Here is a 17302-nt window from a genome sequence, read left to right as displayed (position 1 = left end):
CGGGTACGCGCAGCGCCATCCGCGGCCCCCTGCCTAGCCGCCGCTCGGCTCCCGCGCCGCCACGAACACGAACTCCTTCCCCGGCCGGTCCGGCGCGTCCCGCACGTCCTCCACCACGAACCCCTGCGCAACCAGGTCCGCCTCGATCTCCGCCCGCTCCCGGAAGCGCAGGATCGAATCCGAGATCAGCGTCCGTCCCTCCGCCGCGAACACATAGGTCCACCGGAACGACACCAACTGCCCCTCCACGCCCGTGACATCGACCCAGCTCTCCACCGCCCCGACACCGGCCACGTCCGTCACGGCGTACGACGCCTCCCGGTTCCACTCCTCCCAGGCCCGCCGTGCCGGGTCCCGCGTCTCGAACACCAGTCGCCCACCGGGCCGTAGCGCCGCGTACGCGCCCCGCAGGGTGCCCCGCCAGGCATCCTCTTCTACGATCTGCTGCGCCACGTTGGCCGTCATGGTCACCAGGTCGACGCTCAGCGGGGGCAGTCCGGTCGCGTCCCCGTGGAACCAGCGCACTCGTTCCGCCCCGGGCTTTCCCCGGGCCACGTCGAGCGAGGCCGAGGCCGGATCGACCCCGACGACCTCGATCCCCCGCTCGGCCAGCAGCAACGCGAACACCCCCGTCCCACAGCCGACGTCCAGCACCCGCCGAGCCCCGAACTCCTCCACCATCCCGACGTACGCGTCGAGATCACGGCGATCGGGGTCGAGCGGATCGTAGACAGCGGCCAGCCGCGGATCGGTGAAACCTTCGTCAGCCATGGGGCGACGGTAGGCCGCGAGCACCCCGCGGACCACCGGATATCCTCGGCCCTCACCCCGGCGCCGGTCCCCGGTCCTCGCCCCGCGCCGGGCCGTCCCGGGGCGCCCCCCGGCATCACCCCCTGACCCACCCCTCCATGACCGCGAAGTCCCCCTCGCCCAGCCCCCGTTGTGCGTCCACCCGGCGCAGGAGAGCCCGCCCGGGATGATGCCCCGCCACCCACACCCGATCGGCCTCGGTGATCTCGTCGTCGACCCAGATGAAGGACCGGCCCGCCGCCCAGGAGACAAGGGCCCGGGTCTTCCAGTGCAGCCCGCCCTCGACTTCGTCGTCCGCGTCCGGCCAGTCCACGACCGGCAGTCGCGGCAGTCCGAGCCAGGGCCCCAGGCAGCTGTTCGCGTCGTCCATCCAGGTCGTCGCCCACACCAACTCGCACCCCAGCGACGCGAGCCGCGCGCCGAGCGCCGGATCGACGCGGGACAGCAAGGGGTGTTCGGCGGCCGCCGCGGGGAGCGGAAAGGCGGGGTCGTAGACCGGATACGGCCCCGCCGCCCCGAACGGCAGCAGCGTCCCGTCCACGTCGAGGAACAGCAGCACCGGGCTCAACCCTCGAACCCGCCCGCCGCGAGGATCTCGTCGACGCGGGCGCGATGTGCCGTCTCCCACTGCTCCAGGGTCTCGGCCGCCTCCTTGGCCAGCTTGGCGCGGGCGGCCGTCAGGGTCTCGGCCAGGCGCGCGGCGGGCACGGCCACGACCCCCTCCTCGTCGGCGACCACCACGTCCCCCGCCTCGACCCGCACCCCGCCGCACCGCACCGGTTCACCCAGCGGCACCACGGCCTTCTTGGCGCCGGGGATCGGGATGACCCCCCGTGCGAACACCGGGAAGCCGGCCTCCCGCACCTCTGCCAGGTCGCGGATCAGCCCGTCGGCCACGAACCCGGCGATCCCCCGGCGCTGGGCCACCGCGCAGACGTTCCCGCCGGCCAGCGCGTAGTCGAGGTCGCCGGACTCCACCACGATCACCGAGCCGGCCGGCGCCCGGTGGATCGCCGCGTGCAGCATCAGGTTGTCGCCGGGAGGGCACCGTACGGTGAAGGCCGGCCCGGCGACCCTCGGCACCGGCCCCCACAACGGCCTGATCCCGATGTCCATGACCTGGTCACGACCGAGCAGATCGGCCAGTGTGGTCGTGGGGATGTCCGCAAACTCGGTGGTCTCGATCATGTGCGGGACGCTACCGTGCGGGCATGACTGCCGGGTCGGCCATGTGCCGTGAGCGAATTGGGTGCCCGGCCGCTGAGTGAGGCCGGGGAGGGCCAGGGGCCCGCCGCTTTCTCTGAGTCGTCCAGGAATGACCAGGAACTGACCGGAGACCAGAGAAAGCAGACCGAGTGACCCACCCCGTCCACGACTTCAACCGGCGCATCATCGACGAGTTCCGCGCGAACCACGGCCAGGTCGGCGGCCCCTTCGAGGGCGGCCGCCTGATCCTGCTCACCACCACCGGCGCCCGCACCGGCACCCCGCACACCACCCCGGTCGGCTACCTCCCCGACGGCGGCGACCGCATCCTCGTGATCGCCTCGGCGGGCGGCTCGCCCCGCCACCCCGACTGGTACCGCAACCTCCAGGCTCACCCTCAAGTCACCGTGGAGAGCGGGGTGTTCACCTACGAGGCGCGGGCTGTCGTCCTGACCGGCGAGGAGCGGGAGCGGGCCTTCGCACGGGCCGCGGAGGCGGACCGCGGCTGGGCGAGCTACCAGGAGAAGACGGACCGGCTCCTCCCCGTGGTCGCCCTGCACGAGATCGCCCGCCCGGGCCCGCCGAACATCAACGCCAAGTCCCCCGGCGAGGCCATCAGGCTGGTCCACGACGCCTTCCGCCGCGAACTCGCCCTGATCCGGCGGGAGATGACCACCTCGGGATCGACGCTCGGTGCCCAACTCCGCGTGAACTGCCTGACGTTCTGCCAGGGCCTGCACAACCACCACACCGGCGAGGACCTGGGCATGTTCCCGTTCCTGGCGGACCGCCATCCGCAAGCGGCGCCCGCCCTCGACCGGTTGCGCAAGGAGCACGAGCACATCGCGGCCCTCGTGGCGGAGTTGCGCGAGGCGCTCGCAGGCCCGGACCTGTCCGCCGTACGCCCGGAGGTCGACCGCCTGACGGCCGACCTGGAAGCCCATCTGACGTACGAGGAGGAGCAGTTGATCCCGCTCCTCGACGGCAGCTGACACCCGCGCACGGGCGGCCGCCGCGCGCTAGAACGGCAGCGGCCGCCCGTGCACCACCTCCAGCCGCGACACCGCCCGGGTCAGCACGACATACAGCCGGTGCAGCCCGCGCTCCTCCGCCTCCGCGATGGCCGCGGGCTCGACGGCCACGACATGGTCGTACTCAAGTCCCTTGACCACAGCGGCCGGTACGACGCTCACCCGCGCCCCGAGCTCGTCCGGCCCGGCGGCGGGGATCCCGGCGGCATGGAGGGCCAGCCGTACGCCCTCCACGTGCTCATCGGCCGCGACGACCCCCACGGACCCCTCGTGCGCGAGCGCCTCCCGTACGGCCGCCACGACCGCCGTCGGCAGCGCCTCCGCGCCCGCCACCCGCCGCATCCTCAACTCCCCGTCCCGCCGCAGCGATCGCCCCGCGGGCACGTCCACGTCCAGCCGCTCCAGAAGCCGGTTGGCGAGCCCTACGACGGCCTGCGGCACCCGGAACCCGAGGGTCAGCGGGACGACGGCCGCGTCCGGCTTGCCGAGGTGGGCGAGGACGGTGTGCCAGGAGCGGGCCGCCCACGGCGTGGTCCCCTGCGCCAGATCACCGAGGACGGTCAACGACCCGAACCTGGCCCGGCGCGCGATGGCCCGGCACTCCATCGGAGACAGGTCCTGGGCCTCGTCGACGACGAGATGGCCGTACCCCTCGGGATGCTCGCTGAGCCCGGCGATCTCGTCGAGCAGCACCAGATCGGCGGCCGACCAGCGGGCCGACTTCCACGACCGCGGCGGCTTGTCCCACAGCAGGGCCCGTTGCTCGCCGGCGTCGAGGAGCCCGGCGGCAGCGGACGCCAACGCGACCCGGTCGCCGAGGAGTTCGGCCAACAGTTCCTCGGGCCGCACCTTCGGCCATACGACGTCCAGGAACGCCCCGACCGCCCGGGACCGCGAGATCCGCTGCACCCAGGCCCCGTTCTGCGGGCCGGCCCGACGCTCGGCCTGCAACTGCACACCGCGCACCACCCGACCGCGCACCCGCTCCCGCCCGATGCCGTACGGCGGTGCCTCCTCCCGTACGTCCGCCACGATCCGGGCGAGTTCACCGGCGGGGATTCGCCACTGATACGAACCGTCCTTGATCTCAAGGGAGTTGATCGACCCGGTCGACACGCGCGCGTACAGCGCCCGGCGCAGCACCTCCGCCATGCGGGCGTCGTGCTTGAGGACGGTGGTCGGACCGGGGTCGGTGGCGGTGACCGGATGGCGGGCGATCTCGTCCTGGAGTGTGGACTGGCGTACGCCGGTCTCTCCGAGCGCGGGCAGGACCTGGGAGATGTAGGAGAGGAAGGTCCGGTTGGGCCCGAGGACGAGGAGTCCGCCGCGGCGCATCCGCTGCGGGTGGGTGTACAGCAGGTAGGCGGCCCGGTGCAGCCCGACGGCGGTCTTGCCGGTGCCGGGAGCGCCCTGGACGCACACGGAGACGGCGAGGTCGCCTCGTACGAGATCGTCCTGCTCGGGCTGGATGGTCGCGGCGATGTCCCGCATGGGCCCGACGCGGGGCCGCTCGATCTCGCGGGTGACGATGGCGCTGGGCCTTGGCGTGTCCGTTCGCAGGTGTTCGCCCTTGCTCAGGTGCTCGTCCTCGAGTCCGGTGAGGTCGGAGGAGTCCCCGACGCTGCCCGGCGCCCACCCGAACCGCCGCCGTACGGCGACGCCCTGCGGATCCTGGGCGCTCGCCTGGTAGAAGGCGCGGGAGACGGGCGCACGCCAGTCGACGACGAGCGGTGGGGCGGCGGGGTGCTCGGTGATCCGCAGCCGCCCGAGGTGGTAGCTCTGCCCGCGGTGGTCGCCGCGGTCGAAGTCCAACTTGCCGAAGAACAGCGGCCCTTCGGGAAGCTCCCGCATCTCCTTGGCCTGGCTGCGCAGCCGGTACCCGAGGACCTCGGCATCGGCCCCGGAGGCGGAGACGTCCTCGCCGACGACGACCTGCTCCTGGGCGCCGTCGACCATGGCGGCGAGGGCGGCACGGCAGCGGTCGTGGTGGGCACGCTCGCGATGCAGGGACTCTTTCAGGGCGGGGTCGGCAGAGGTCATGGGACCAAGGGTAAGGGAAAAAGCAACCGAGTCACATATTTTACTCGGTTGCACTTAGGCGAGCCAGGTCAGCCCGCTCGCCAGCACCCCGAAGGCCCGCTCGGCGGCGGCCACGGCGTCCCCGCGCACGTCCTCGACCGGCTCCCCTCCCTCGATCCGCCGCCAGTTCTCCAGCGCGAGCACCCGCCGCACGGCGACGATCTGCCCGGCGGCGAGCCGAGCGTCCAGATCCCCACCGAGCGCGTCGGCGAGCGCGGCCTCCTGCCGTTCGAGGTGCCCGTGCGCCCGGGCGACGAGGGAGGGGGTGCCGTAGAGAAGCCGATGAAAGGCGAGAACCTGCGGATGATCATTGAGCCCGGTGACGGGATCCTCCCGCTCCAGCCCTTCGAGGAAGTGCCGCCGCAGAGCGACAAGCGGCGCCTCGCCCGACTCCGCCACGACCCGCGCGGCCTCGTCCTCGTGATCGGCGATCCGATGCAGGACGAGATCCTCCTTGACCGGGAAGTACCGGAAGAGGGTGGGCTTGGAGATCCCGGCGGCGGCGGCGATCTCCGCCACGGACACGGCGTCGAACCCCTTCTCCAGGAACAGCCGGATGGCGATCTCGGAGACGGTCTCGTATGTCTGCCGTTTTTTACGTTCGCGGAGGCCGGGGTTGGTCATGGGGGGAGCCTACGCATCGGGGTGCGGACGGGGTCAGGACGTCTTCAGCTCAGCGGGCACCTTGAGCGAGGCAGGACCCTTGAGCGAGGCGGGAGCCTTGCGGGGAGCGGACGTATTGAGCGACGCCGATGTCTTCAGGGAGGCGGGGGCCTTGAGTGATGCGGACGCCTTGGCGGAACCCGGCACTTTGCGGGAGCCCGACGCTTTGGACGTGGCATGCGCGTTCCTCGACCTCCCGCGCCTGCGCAGCCCCAGGGAGCCCGTCGCGGCGGACAGGGTCATCTCGTACGCGTCGACGGCCCGCCGTACGTTCGGGGTGGCCAGTGCGACCCCCGTCGTCATCCGGTCGAGGTCGACGTAGGCGGAGCGGATCTGCTCGATCCAGCGGTAGACACGCCAGTCCCGCTCCCATCCCACGACACACTCGGCAGGAAGCTTCCTGCTCCACCGCTCGAACATGCGCGTCCGCATCCCCGTCGGAGTGGGCGTCAGATGCAGGTGGCGCACGAGGTCGTAGAGGGGATCGCCGATCATCCCCATCTCCCAGTCGATGATCGTCAGCCCGCCCTGGCGTCCGGCCCGCACCAGGTTCCAGGGGTTGAGGTCGCCGTGGAGCAGGACGGGGGTGCGGTCGGTCACGTCATGGCGGTCGAGGGCCCACCGGAGTACGTCACCGTTCGGCAGACCTCGTTGGGCGGCGGCCCACAGGGTCTCGGCGGGCAGATCGTCGACGAAGGCGGCAAGCCGTTCGGTGAGCCAGCGGTAGAAGCCTTGCTTCGGCTCATCGAACGGCAGGGACGAGTGGTCCACCCGCGCGAGCGCGGCGAGTTCGTCGACGAGTTCGTCCGCCTCGGCGGGAAGCAGGCCGTCCACGGGATGCTGGGGAGGCCGGCCCTCGGGACCCTCGTACGTGTGGATCGCGAAGTGGCGCCCGCGGTCGTCGTAACCCAGCGCCAGGATGCGAGGTGCCCGGATCTGCGCCCTGGACTGTTGCTCGATCACCTGGAGCACGGCGTGTTCCGGGAGAAGCCCCTGCTCGCGGCGAGGGGCCCCCGCGGTTTCGCGACGGACCACGACGGGGTCCGGATGGTCCTCCACCCGGACGACGGTGTTGAGGTGAGCCGTACCGCGGAAGACCAGGTCGGCCGGGGCGACGCCCTCCACTGCCAGTGCGTGACGCACCAGGTGGGTCGGGAAGTCGCCCCGCGCCGGGACACGGTCGTCGCGCTCCCACCGGAACAGGGTGTCCGGCAATGTACCGACCGTCCGGGCGATACGCGCCGCCTGCCAACGGAAGAGGGCGTCCGCGATCTCCTTCTCGGAGGGGACCTCGGACATGCCGAGCAGGTCGGCGGCGTCCTCCAGGGCCGTGCCGATGTCGACGGCGGCCGCGCGGAGCCGACTGTCGTCGGTCGAGACACCGAGGGAGTTCGCCGCGCTGATCACGTCGTCGTATGCGGAGTGGATGCGTTCGAAGGCGATGTAGTGCGGAAGGTCCCGAGTCAGGCCGCTGACGGCCAGGGGCCTGACGCGCCGCATCTCGCGCACCCACGCCTCGACAGCCTCGTCCACCTGGTCCGCGCGGTAACGCATCCCCACCACATGGCTTGCGAGACCGTGCAGAGGGTCCCCGTAGGAGGCCGAGGTCCAGTCGAGGGTGGCCACGGAGAGCTTGGGGCCATCCAGGACGACCACGTTCTCCCGGGCGAGATTCGTGAGCAGCAGGCCGTAGGGACGACGGGACATGGCGGGAACCTGCTCGGCGAACCGGACCAGTGCGTCACCGGGCACGCCGAGCACCGCGAACAGCCCACCAGTCACAGTCCAGTTGGGGGCGAGCATGCGCTGCTTCACCCGCCGGACGAGCGTGTCGAGGTAGGCCCGACTGTCCCTCTCGTTGCGCGACCACTCGGACGGCAGCGGGGGCAGGGCGTCCTTGCGGACGAGGGTCAAACGGGTGATGAATTGGGTCAGGACGCCGACGGCCAGGGAGTCGACAGGTTTACCGGCCGGACAGGTCTCGGCCAGCGCATCGACACCGGGTCGGGAAGACACCGTGTGCGTCTCCGCAGAGATCCCACTGAGGTATCCATTGCGACGAAACGCCGATACCACGGCATCCCGGACTTCGCCCCCGCGGTCAGGCCAAGCCCCGATCGCCACCCGTGCTCCTGAGACGTGAGTTCTAAACATTGAAGCAATGAGAAAATTGATGCACACGATAGCGGCAAGCGCCCCCGCACATGACCGTTATTCGCCCATCGGAACGAGACCTACCGGACATGTCGGGGACGTGCCCGAGTTTTAACGTCCTCGTGCGCGCTTCGTTACGTCGCGAGTAGCCCCCACGTCGAATCGAACCAGCTCCGCCAGCTGCTCACGATCAGCGAGTCCTGCGACTCGGGGTCGTCGTCCTTGACGCAGTGGGTCAGCGTGGAGTCGAAGCCCATGACGTCGACCGCGTCCAGGATGGTTCCGTCCTCGAAGGGGAATGGCAGCGGCTGGTCCTCGGCCGGCACCAGCATGTGAATCGTGATCGTCGTGGGCCTGATCTCAGACGGTGGCGTAACGGTGCCAGCAGGCGTCGAACCACTCCTGCCAGCTCTGCATGAACACAGAGCCGACAGCGTCGGGGTCGCCCTCATCAAGAGCCAGCCGTATTAGCGTCGAACCGAGTCCCAGGACGTCCCAGGCATCGATCTCGGTGTCGTCGTCCATCAGGATCGTGCGCTCCACGATCTTGTACGGTCCGAGGAGCCCTTCGACACCACGCCGCAGATACAGCTTGTGGGTCGGGACGAGCGGCACCTCCAGGACCTTCACGTCCACCTCTCCCACCAGCCCGTCCGTCTTGAGGTTGCGCAGCGAGGATGTGTGGCGCGTGATGATTTCGCGGGTCCGGGCCTGGAGTCTCCGGTCCAGTTCCTGCACATCGGCGCTCGCGGGGGCGTCCTTGGGCGCCCTGGCTCGTGGATACGGCAACTCGATCTCGTCGGAGGGCAGCAGTATCCGCAGCGCGATCCTCTCCGGGGCGGGAATCTGTTCGTTGCGGATCGCCTCGGCCTGGACCCGCAGGTGGGTGTCGAGACTCTCCGACGTGAACGTGAAGACGTCCAGCTCCACGACTGGTTGGGCGAAGGCACGGGCGACGAAGGGGCCCAGCGCTATGCGTCCCGGGGGGACTTTCGGCTGCGTCGCCACGTGGATCGGCGGCGTAGCTCGAACCCGCGATCCGCTGCCCTGGCGGGACTCGATCCAGCCCTCGGTCTGCAATTCGGCCAGGACGCGCCGGATCGTGTCGCGCGAGACGTCGAACTCATCGGCGAGAGCACGCTGCGGAGGCAGGCTGTGCCCTGGCCGGTACTCGCCCTCGGCAATGCGGGAGCGCAGTGCCGCCAAAGTCACGGCTCCCTTGCCGCGTTCTTCGCTCACTACACGACCGTACCGACCTCAGGGCCGCGTGCGCAGGACGTCGAGCACCCGGTCCAGCGAGCGCACCACCGCCTCCGCGCCCGCCTCCCTCAGGATCTGCTCCTGGCCGTCATTACGCGCGTAGCCCAGAAACGCAACTCCCGCCTGGCGCGCGGCCTCCAGGTCCGTCGCGGCGTCACCGATCATCAACGTGGCTGCCGGAATCGCTCCCATGGCCTTGATGGCCTCTTCCAGGCAGTACGGGTTCGGCTTCATCAGGTCGAGATCCGGCGTCCGGCCGTAGACGTGCGGGAAACAGTCCTTCAGCCGACGGCTCTCGATGTAAGCCTCTGCCGCGGCGGCAGCGTTGTTGGTGGTGATCGCGAACTTGACGCCGAGCGACCACCAGGTCCTGATGAGCGGGTCGGCGTACGGGGTGGGCCTCGCCAGCGAGACGGCCTTCAACTCGCGCCGGGTGAGCCACTCCTCCAACTCGAGGACCAGATCGCTTCCCCGGTGGCGCTCGTGAACACCGAGCAAGGCTTCCTGGGGGTCATTGCTGGATCGTTCCTGCTCAGTGAGCAGGGCGCCCATGCCCAGCAGGTCGATCTTGGCCACGAGTGCACCGGCTATCTCGTGCGCCGGATACCCCGCGAACAACCGGCAGATCGGACCGTCCAGGTCCCAGAGCACGTATCGGGCGGAGGCGACCAGTGATGAGAGTCCTGCTTCCTCTGTTGTCACCGGTCCAGTGTGCGTCGTCTCAGGAGTCACTAGGAGAGTGTCAGGTCCGTGGTGATGGTTTCCCAGAGGGCGTCGAACCACATCTGGGATTGCTCGACGAACGACGCGTCACGTTCACCGGCACCCTTCTCGAAGGAGAACAGGAGCGACTCCGTGCCGAGGACGTCGTACATGTCGAGGGTTCCGGACTCCGTGGACTCCTCCCGCCGCGACACCATGTAGTACGCGATCAGCGCCTCCGACTCGTTGAGCAGGTACAGCTTCACCGGCGGCGTGAACGGCAGCGCGCGGAACGTGACCTTTACGTCGATGCCGTGGGAGGAGCGCAGGGCGCGGAGGTTGTGGCGCAGGACGTGGCCCTGGGCGTTGCGCATCTCCAGCCAGCGCTGGTGGACCGGGTTGTCGTCGTCAGGGGTCTCCACCGGGACCGGGAACGCCAGGTTGATGTCCCGGGAGGGGAGGAGGATGCGGACATCGATGGACTCCGGGTGGATCCGGCCCTCGTGGATGTGGCGGACCGGTTCGCTCAGGGCCACCATCAGGGTCTCCGCGGTGAGACACGCGGCGTCGATGCGCACGTGCGGGCTGGAGAACGCCTCCGTGAGGCGGGGAGCCAGGGCCACCATCGTGGGCTGCGGGCCCCCCTGACTGACCGGCACCTCCGCGATCCGCGGCGGACTCCCCTTGCTCACATTGCTGAGCAACCCGTCCTCCTGCAGCGCGCGCAGGGCCTGGCGGACCGTTCCTCGTTCCACGCCGAACTCCTCCGCGAGTTCGGCCTGGGTGGGGAGGCGGTCGCCGGCCTTGAGGTCGCCGGTGCGGATGCGTTCCCGCAGGGTGTCGGCGATCTCCTGGGGCGAGAGCCTTCTGCTGCCGTTCACTGCCACGTTCTCCTGGGTCACGACCAAACGTTACAACTCCAATCCATCTATGGGGAGTTGTTGCGGAGTTGTTTAGCAACCTTAGCCAAGTGGGGACAACATAGTCAGAGTTGGTTGCCAACTTGGTTGAGTTGGCGGAGGGTTTGCCTCCGCACCGCCAGCAGAACCACCGCCCGCTTCACCACCCGCCTCGCCCGCCCCGAAGCTCGAAGGGGGAACCACCATGCCGGCCCTTGCCCTCCTCTCCGCCGTCTTCGTCGTCGGCGTCGAGCAGACCCTCCAGTGGAAGTACGGCGCCAGCGGCATCATCGGGATGCTGCTGCTCACCATCGGCCTCAAGGCCAAGAACCCCGCGATCAGCTCGACCGGGGCGGTCGTGCTCGCCCTGCTCGTCGCGGGTCCGGCCCTGTGAGGGAACAGCGCGTCCGTCAGCCACTGCGGGAGACGTCAGCTCGTGAGCGCCAGCTCCGAACTGATCGTCTCCCACAGTGCGTTGAACCACAGGTGGGACTGCTCCACAAAGGTCGTGTCCCGCAGCCCGACACCCTGCTCGAACGGGAACAGCATCGACTGCGTGCCCTCGGAGTCGTACAGCTCCAGGTGCTCGTGGTCGATCTGCTGCTTGCGGCGGGTCAGCGTGTAGTACGCGAAGAGCGCCTCCGTGCCGTTCAGCAGGTACAGCTTGACCGGCGGGGTGAAAGGCAGGGCCCGGAAGGAGACGTGCACGTCGATGCCGTGCGTGGCGCGCAGGGCCAGCAGGTTGTGCTTGAGGACCTGCCCCTGTGCGTTGCGCTGGGCCAGCCAGCGCTCGTGCACCGCGTCGTCGTCGCGGCCCTCCACCGGCACCGGGAAGGCGAGGTCGATGTCCCGGCCCGGCAGCAGGACCCGGACGTCGACCTTGGCCGGATTCAGTCGTCCGGCGTGGATCTGGCGCAGCCCCTCCCCGATGGCGAGGTTGAGGGAGACCGAGGTCAGGCACAGGGCGTCTATCTCGACGTGCGGGGCCGCGAAAGCGGCGGCGATACGGGGGCCGAGGGCGACCGTGGTGGGCTGCGGGGCCGCTCCGGTGCCGTTGAGCGCCCGGCCGGCGCCCAGGTCGGGGGCGACGGTCGCCGGGCTTCCCTTGGACACGTTGGTGAGCAGGTGTTCCGCCTGCAGGACGTACAACGCCTGGCGTACGACCCCGCGCTCCACCCCGAACTCGTCGGCCAGCCGCGCCTGCGTGGGCATGCGCTGACCTGCCCGCAGCGTGCCGGACCGGATCCGGGCGCGGAGCTCGTCGGCCACCTCGTGATGGGACTTCTGTGGCCGCTGTGACCTCTTCCGTCCATTGACGGAGGCGTGTTTCGGGTCCACGGCCAAACCCTACAACTTCCCGCCATCTTTCGGCAGTTCAGTGGAAGGTGGTTATGAGCCGCTTCCAAGCGGAGATAAGTACAGTGAAGTTGGTCGCCAACTTGAGCAACCTTGAGAAACATGGTCAAAACTTCACAAGGTTGGCCAAGTCGGGATCGACAGGGGCCACCGTCCCGCGAAGGGACCGTCCCGAAGGGGGACCGTCATGCCGTTCATCGCCGTCGCCATCGCCGCCCTCGCCGTCGGCTTCGAGGCGCTCGTTCAGTGGAAGTGGGGCGCGATGGGCATCGTGGCGTTCGTCGCGCTGACCGTCGGCGTCAAGGCCAAGAACGTCGCGATCGGCGGCATCGGAGCGGTCATCCTCGTGATGCTGCTCGCCCAGTCGGGATGACCCGGCCCATATGACCCGGTCCTGATGACGCCCGCCCGTCGGGCCCAGGATCCGGCTGATCGGGCTCCCTTCCGGAGGGGAGCCGGGAGCCCGGTCGGTCTGCACAGCCACAACTGAACACCGACAACTGAACAGCTTCACCAGTACAGCCACAACTGAAGAGCACAGCTACGGATGAACAGTCAGCGGCCGTCGACGGACAGGAGACCTCAGAACATGTCCAGGCACCAAGGACGCCTGGACGTACGCAGCAGGGCGTCGGCCCCCCGGCCGGCGCCCGCTCGTTCTTCCCGCACCCGCCCCAGCGCCACCAGCCGCGCCACCGACTCGTCCCCGAGCCACAGCGTCGCCAACTCCCGCACGTCCAGCGTGAGATCGGCGCTGCGCGTCGTCGCCGTACAGGAGGCTCCGGCCGGCGAGACCTCCAGCAGGTAGCGGCCGCCGGCCGTTCCGGAGGCGTCCACGACCTCCAGCACCAGCGCACCCTCGCCCTCGTACGTCCGCGCCTCCAGGGCCCGTACGACATCCAGGATCCGCACCCACAGCCAGTCCGCGTGCATGGTGATCCTGGCCGCGGGAGGGTTCGGCAGCAGGTGCGGGAGCAGGTCGTCTGGGGCCCGCCAGTCACTCTTTACCTGCATGACCCAGTCGATCGAGCACAGGTGGTGCCACAGGGCGCGCTCGGCCGTCGGGGTCGACGCGATCATGTTCCGCACGCTCGCCGTGTTCGACGGCTGCATGGTGTCGGCCCACTTGTCCTCGACCTCGTACGCCATCAGCCCCTCGACCGTGCCGTCCGCCGCCCGGTACACGGCGTAGAACGGCTCCGTCCACGTCGGGTCGACGCGCACCGCGCCCGTGTGCAACCCCCACCACCAGTCGCCCCGGCTGATCGCCCCCGGAGTAGCCCGACGCACCCGGTCGTGCAGCTCGGGACCGAGTTTGCGTACGACGTCGGGGTCCACCAGGTCGATACGGCCGCCGTCCAGATCCGGGCCCCGGGGGTCGAGCCCGGCGCGGGTCACGTCGACCGTCCACACGGTGCCCGAGGTGGCGGGGCCGAAGCCGAAGCGGCCGTAGATGCCGTACTCGGCGGCGATCAGTGTGGCCACGACGTCTCCGCGCTCCTTCGCGGCGGCGAGGTCCTGGGTCATCATCCGGGTCAGCAGACCGCGGCGGCGGTGCGTGGCGGTCACGGTGACCGCGGAGATCGCGTCGGCGGCCACGAAGGCACCACCGACCGCCGTCACCTCCTGCGCGAAGGACCGGAAGGTCGCCACGCACCGGTCCCCCTCGAAGGCCCCGATGAACCGGCCGGGCTCGAACTGGGCGCGCCGCGCCTCCAGTTCGGCCGCCGGCACGACGGGCTCCCGAAGGAACCCGGCCCGCACGGCCCGCAGCCACTCGGGATGCTCGGCCTCGGTGATCGCACGGACGTCTATGTCGGCTGTGCCGGCTCGGTCGCTCATGCGGGCCACGGTAGGCGGGCGGGGAGGGAGGTGTCGCGCAGATTTCCGCACCCCGGCAGCACCGGCCCCCACGTCACGAGGCCGGCCACCTCACGACAACCCGCCACCCCACCCCACTCCACCCCACCTACGTCAGCAAGTCCTCCACCTGCGCCTCCCCCTCCCGGTACCGCCGCGTGATCTCCCCGCTGCACTCGTCCGCCGTCCGCTGCAACCGCTGGCGGCGCCCGGACACCTGCTGCTCGTACCGCACCAGCCGGCCCATCGCGGTGTTCAGTTCCAGGTCGGTGCGCGCCCCCAGGTCCGAGAGTTCGACCTCGGCGAGCATCTCCGCGGCCAGCAGCCGGTACTCCTCGCTGTGCGGGGTGCCCAGCGTGACGTGCCGGGCCGAGGAGCGGTGGCGGGCCGGGGCGTCGGTGAGGATCTCGGGGAGCCGCTCGACGACCGAGGCCTCCGGGAGCCGCTCGGCGAGCGGGTCCCGGCCCGCGGGCGACCGGCGGGCCAGTTCCGCGCGGAGGATGTCGATACGGCCCTGGAGCAGCCGTCGGACATAACTGAGGTCCGCCTCGTCGCGCTGGGCGTCCCGGCGCAGTGTGCGCAGCGCGGGCAGGCTCAGCCTGGCCAGGTCGTGCTCGGGCGGCTCCGGGGGCAGCACGGGGCTGTCCGTACGTTGCGTGGGCGGCCGCAGACTCTCCAGCCGCCCGGTACTCGGTGTGCTCATGCGCCTCAACCGTCCCCTCGACCGGCGTGTGGAAGCATCGTGCCACCCCAAGTGGCCGCTATGTGACCGAGTGCCCCCGAACGGCCCCAGATGGGGGGTTAAGGATCAAAAACAAACCCGGACGCAGCCCCTTCGGGCAGGCCCGGCATGATGGTCGTATGCGAGCGGTGGTGCAGAGGGTGGACGGCGCGAGCGTCGTCGTCGACGGTGAGACGGTCGGGGAGATCAGCGGCGAGGGACTGTGCGTCCTCGTCGGGGTCACGCACGAGGACACCAAGGAGAAGGCGGCCCAACTGGCCCGCAAACTCTGGTCGGTGCGCATGCTGCACGACGAGAAGTCGTGCAGCGACATCGGCGCCCCGCTGCTGGTGATCAGCCAGTTCACGCTCTACGGCGACGCCCGCAAGGGCCGCCGCCCCACCTGGAACGCGGCCGCCCCCGGCGATGTCGCCGAGCCGCTCGTCGACGAGGTCGTCGCGCAACTGCGCGCCCTGGGTGCGACGGTCGCCACCGGCCGCTTCGGCGCCCGGATGCGGGTGTCCCTGACCAACGACGGCCCGTTCACGGTCCTGCTGGAGATGTGACCCTCACGGTCCCGTGGGCGAACTGCGCAGGAACTCCCGGCAGTCCCGCGCCACACCCGCCATCCCCAGCTCCTCGGCCGTTCCCAGCGCCGTGCGGGCGAGCCCACGCGCTTCCGCCCGCACCGCGACGGAGTCCGAACGCCGCCGTGCCCGCGCCTCGTCCAGCCGCAGCCGCGTCATCTGCGCCGGTGAGTGCTGGGCGAGTCGCACCGCCCGGCGCAGATGCCCGAGCGCGGTCTCCGGCTCGCCCGCCACCAGCGCCAGCAGTCCGCTGAAGCGCGCCGCGGGGCCGAGCAGGACGGTCGGCCAGCCGGCGAGGACCAGTTCGCCGGGGTGCGCGTCCAGGAGGGCGCGCAGGGGCGGGACGTACGGCAGCAACTCCTCGACGCGTACGTCCCGTACGGCCAGCTCCGCGCAGGCCTGGGCGAGTACGGCCGCCGTGGGCAGCGCCCAGCCGCTCGGCGGGAACCTGGTGAATCCGCCGGTGTCGGCGGCGAAGGCCAGCACCTGGTCGGCCGCCTGGTCGTGGCGGCCGGTCTCGCACAGGGCCAGCGCCAGCCCCGCCCGCCACACCGGGAAGTAGTCGCGGCGCCGGACGCCGGCCATGAGCGGGGAGTCGAACAGCTCGGCCATCCGGCCCTGTTCGTGGCGGAGCCAGTAGGCCTGGCCGAGGCAGGTCTGGCTGAGGGTGTCGGCGGGGACCGACTGCTCGCGCTCCATGGTCTCGGCGATCGTCCTGGACTCGCCGAGGATCCACTCCTCGGCGGTGGCGAACTCGCCCTGCCACAGGTTCATCAGGGCGTCCAGCGTGCCCTGTTGCCAGTGTGCGAGGGTGCTGTGCCGGTGGGCGGCGTGCTCGCGGTGGCGTCGTACGGTCGCGTCCGCGGCGGTCACCCGGCCCACCCTCAACTGGTCGATGGCCAGGGCGACGAGGGCCTCGCCGATGAAGTACATCGAGCGGGAGCGGACCGCGACGTCCCGTAACTCGGCGGACAGGGCGAGGAGTTCGGCGGCCGGGGCGAAGTCGTAGAGGGCCCAGCGGCATTCGGTGAGGACCTCGCAGTGGGTCTCGGCGCCGAGGGCCGGGAGCCGGTCCCGTAACTCCCTGAGGACGCCGCGGGCCCGGTCCACGCTGGTGCCGGGCTCGGCGCCGGGGACCGCGGTGTCGTCGCCGACGCCCATGGTGAGCTTCTTGGCGCGGTGCGCGGTCAGGCGCAGCCGCAGCTCCACCGCGGGGAGGTCCTCGCGGCCGGCCAGCGTCTTCAGGCACTCGTCGATCCGCGCGATCAGGTCCCGGTCCACCTGGCCCGGGTCCGACCAGCGGCGGGCGCAGCGCACGACGGCGTGGGCCCGGGCCAGGTCGTCGCCCTCGGCGGCCCGGTACGCGGCGAGGTAGAGCCGGCCGGCCTCGTACATGTCGCCGAGGAGATGGCGGGCGTCACCGCGGCGGATCAGCTGGTCGAACTCGCCGCCGGGGGCGTCGACCGGAGCGGCGGAGGCCGCCAGCGGCCTGCGTCCCCGCGGCCGCCCGGGCCGCCCCTGCCGCCCTTGCCGCCCTTGCCGCCCTTGCCGCTGGGACGGCACGGGCCGGTCCGGCAGCAGGCTCAGCAGCTCCCCCTCCGCGTGCAGGACGGTGTCGCACTCCCGGGCCAGCGCGGGACCCGGCATCCGGGTGCCGTTCTCCACCCGGCTGAGGTAGCTCTTGCTGTAGTTGACGAGCCGGGACAGCTCGCCGAGCGACAGCCCGGCGGCCTTTCTGCGCATGCGCAGCGACTCGGCGAATTCCTCTTCCGGTGTCATGGCGCCTCCCCCGGGGCAGATCGCCACCTCGTTCGCCGAACACTTGCTCCCCGTGTCCGCGCGGTCGCTGCCCGTTGCCAAATTATGGGTTGTCAACGGCATATCGCGCCCGGCGTTTCCAGCCGGACTCACCCTGGAGACGGAGAGCGCCCCGCGCGGGGGGCGGGGCGCTCACGACAGCCAAGCTCGGCGAGG

The 17302-nt window shown here is 70.7% G+C and carries 18 protein-coding genes; 4 read left to right on the top strand and 14 right to left on the bottom strand.

The features are described from left to right. Positions 1-33: 33 nt before the first annotated feature. From OHN19_RS23150 to OHN19_RS23140, 3 genes are all read right to left on the bottom strand, one after another. Entirely contained in the window at positions 34-771 is a 738-nt protein-coding gene (locus OHN19_RS23150; RefSeq protein WP_330266008.1) for a class I SAM-dependent methyltransferase, read from the bottom strand. Positions 772-886: 115 nt separating this feature from the next. Further along, a complete protein-coding gene (locus OHN19_RS23145) occupies positions 887-1369 on the bottom strand; it encodes an HAD domain-containing protein (RefSeq protein ID WP_330269685.1) in 483 nt (160 codons plus the stop codon). Between the two features lie 5 nt (positions 1370-1374). Next, positions 1375-1998, bottom strand: coding sequence for an RraA family protein (locus OHN19_RS23140; protein ID WP_330266007.1), 624 nt, complete (start codon positions 1996-1998; stop codon positions 1375-1377). 167 nt (positions 1999-2165) lie between these two features. Here OHN19_RS23140 and OHN19_RS23135 point away from each other — a divergent pair, with 167 nt between their 5' ends. Beyond that, entirely contained in the window at positions 2166-3008 is an 843-nt protein-coding gene (locus OHN19_RS23135) for a nitroreductase/quinone reductase family protein (RefSeq protein ID WP_330266006.1), read from the top strand. Positions 3009-3035: 27 nt separating this feature from the next. Here OHN19_RS23135 and OHN19_RS23130 read toward each other — a convergent pair whose 3' ends face one another. From OHN19_RS23130 to OHN19_RS23100, 7 genes are all read right to left on the bottom strand, one after another. After that, the gene (locus OHN19_RS23130) at positions 3036-5087 is read right to left on the bottom strand and encodes an AAA family ATPase (RefSeq protein ID WP_330266005.1); all 2052 of its coding nucleotides are present in this window, start codon (positions 5085-5087) and stop codon (positions 3036-3038) included. Positions 5088-5141: 54 nt separating this feature from the next. After that, positions 5142-5750, bottom strand: coding sequence for a TetR family transcriptional regulator (locus OHN19_RS23125; protein WP_330266004.1), 609 nt, complete (start codon positions 5748-5750; stop codon positions 5142-5144). 33 nt (positions 5751-5783) lie between these two features. Continuing rightward, positions 5784-7805, bottom strand: a complete 2022-nt coding sequence (locus OHN19_RS23120) for an aminoglycoside phosphotransferase family protein (protein WP_330266003.1) — start codon at positions 7803-7805, stop codon at positions 5784-5786. Positions 7806-8077: 272 nt separating this feature from the next. Beyond that, positions 8078-8275: a hypothetical protein gene (locus tag OHN19_RS23115; protein ID WP_330266002.1), complete on the bottom strand. Its 198-nt coding sequence runs from the start codon at positions 8273-8275 to the stop codon at positions 8078-8080. 28 nt (positions 8276-8303) lie between these two features. Next, complete coding sequence (locus OHN19_RS23110) at positions 8304-9182, bottom strand: GntR family transcriptional regulator (protein ID WP_330266001.1); 879 nt, start codon at positions 9180-9182, stop codon at positions 8304-8306. Positions 9183-9200: 18 nt separating this feature from the next. Beyond that, positions 9201-9986: an HAD family hydrolase gene (locus OHN19_RS23105; protein ID WP_330266000.1), complete on the bottom strand. Its 786-nt coding sequence runs from the start codon at positions 9984-9986 to the stop codon at positions 9201-9203. Next, positions 9935-10813, bottom strand: a complete 879-nt coding sequence (locus OHN19_RS23100) for a winged helix-turn-helix domain-containing protein (RefSeq protein WP_330265999.1) — start codon at positions 10811-10813, stop codon at positions 9935-9937. The genes OHN19_RS23105 and OHN19_RS23100 overlap by 52 nt, the downstream gene beginning before the upstream one ends. A 196-nt stretch (positions 10814-11009) precedes the next feature. Between OHN19_RS23100 and OHN19_RS23095 the strand changes: the two genes are divergently transcribed. Continuing rightward, a complete protein-coding gene (locus OHN19_RS23095) occupies positions 11010-11198 on the top strand; it encodes a hypothetical protein (protein ID WP_037710989.1) in 189 nt (62 codons plus the stop codon). Between the two features lie 35 nt (positions 11199-11233). On the opposite strand, the gene OHN19_RS23090 is transcribed toward OHN19_RS23095, so the two are convergent. Beyond that, complete coding sequence (locus OHN19_RS23090; protein ID WP_330265998.1) at positions 11234-12148, bottom strand: winged helix-turn-helix domain-containing protein; 915 nt, start codon at positions 12146-12148, stop codon at positions 11234-11236. A 199-nt stretch (positions 12149-12347) separates the two neighbouring features. Here OHN19_RS23090 and OHN19_RS23085 point away from each other — a divergent pair, with 199 nt between their 5' ends. Further along, positions 12348-12533, top strand: a complete 186-nt coding sequence (locus OHN19_RS23085; protein ID WP_123761644.1) for a hypothetical protein — start codon at positions 12348-12350, stop codon at positions 12531-12533. A gap of 209 nt (positions 12534-12742) precedes the next feature. On the opposite strand, the gene OHN19_RS23080 is transcribed toward OHN19_RS23085, so the two are convergent. Both OHN19_RS23080 and OHN19_RS23075 read right to left on the bottom strand, forming a co-directional pair. Further along, positions 12743-14002, bottom strand: a complete 1260-nt coding sequence (locus OHN19_RS23080) for a GNAT family N-acetyltransferase (RefSeq protein WP_330265997.1) — start codon at positions 14000-14002, stop codon at positions 12743-12745. Between the two features lie 127 nt (positions 14003-14129). After that, positions 14130-14723 (bottom strand): aerial mycelium formation protein, encoded by a 594-nt coding sequence (locus OHN19_RS23075; RefSeq protein WP_330265996.1) that lies wholly within the window; start codon positions 14721-14723, stop codon positions 14130-14132. A 158-nt stretch (positions 14724-14881) separates the two neighbouring features. On the opposite strand from OHN19_RS23075, the gene dtd reads away from it, so the two are divergent. After that, positions 14882-15307, top strand: a complete 426-nt coding sequence (dtd, locus tag OHN19_RS23070; protein WP_330265995.1) for a D-aminoacyl-tRNA deacylase — start codon at positions 14882-14884, stop codon at positions 15305-15307. 3 nt (positions 15308-15310) lie between these two features. On the opposite strand, the gene OHN19_RS23065 is transcribed toward dtd, so the two are convergent. Further along, entirely contained in the window at positions 15311-17107 is a 1797-nt protein-coding gene (locus tag OHN19_RS23065) for a helix-turn-helix transcriptional regulator (protein ID WP_330265994.1), read from the bottom strand. Positions 17108-17302 lie beyond the last annotated feature (195 nt).

Origin of the sequence: Streptomyces griseorubiginosus (assembly GCF_036345115.1) — a bacterium.
In the GTDB taxonomy this organism is placed as follows: domain Bacteria; phylum Actinomycetota; class Actinomycetes; order Streptomycetales; family Streptomycetaceae; genus Streptomyces; species Streptomyces griseorubiginosus_C.
Note: the sequence above shows the minus strand (reverse complement) of the source record. Positions and strands in the feature narration are given on the sequence as shown.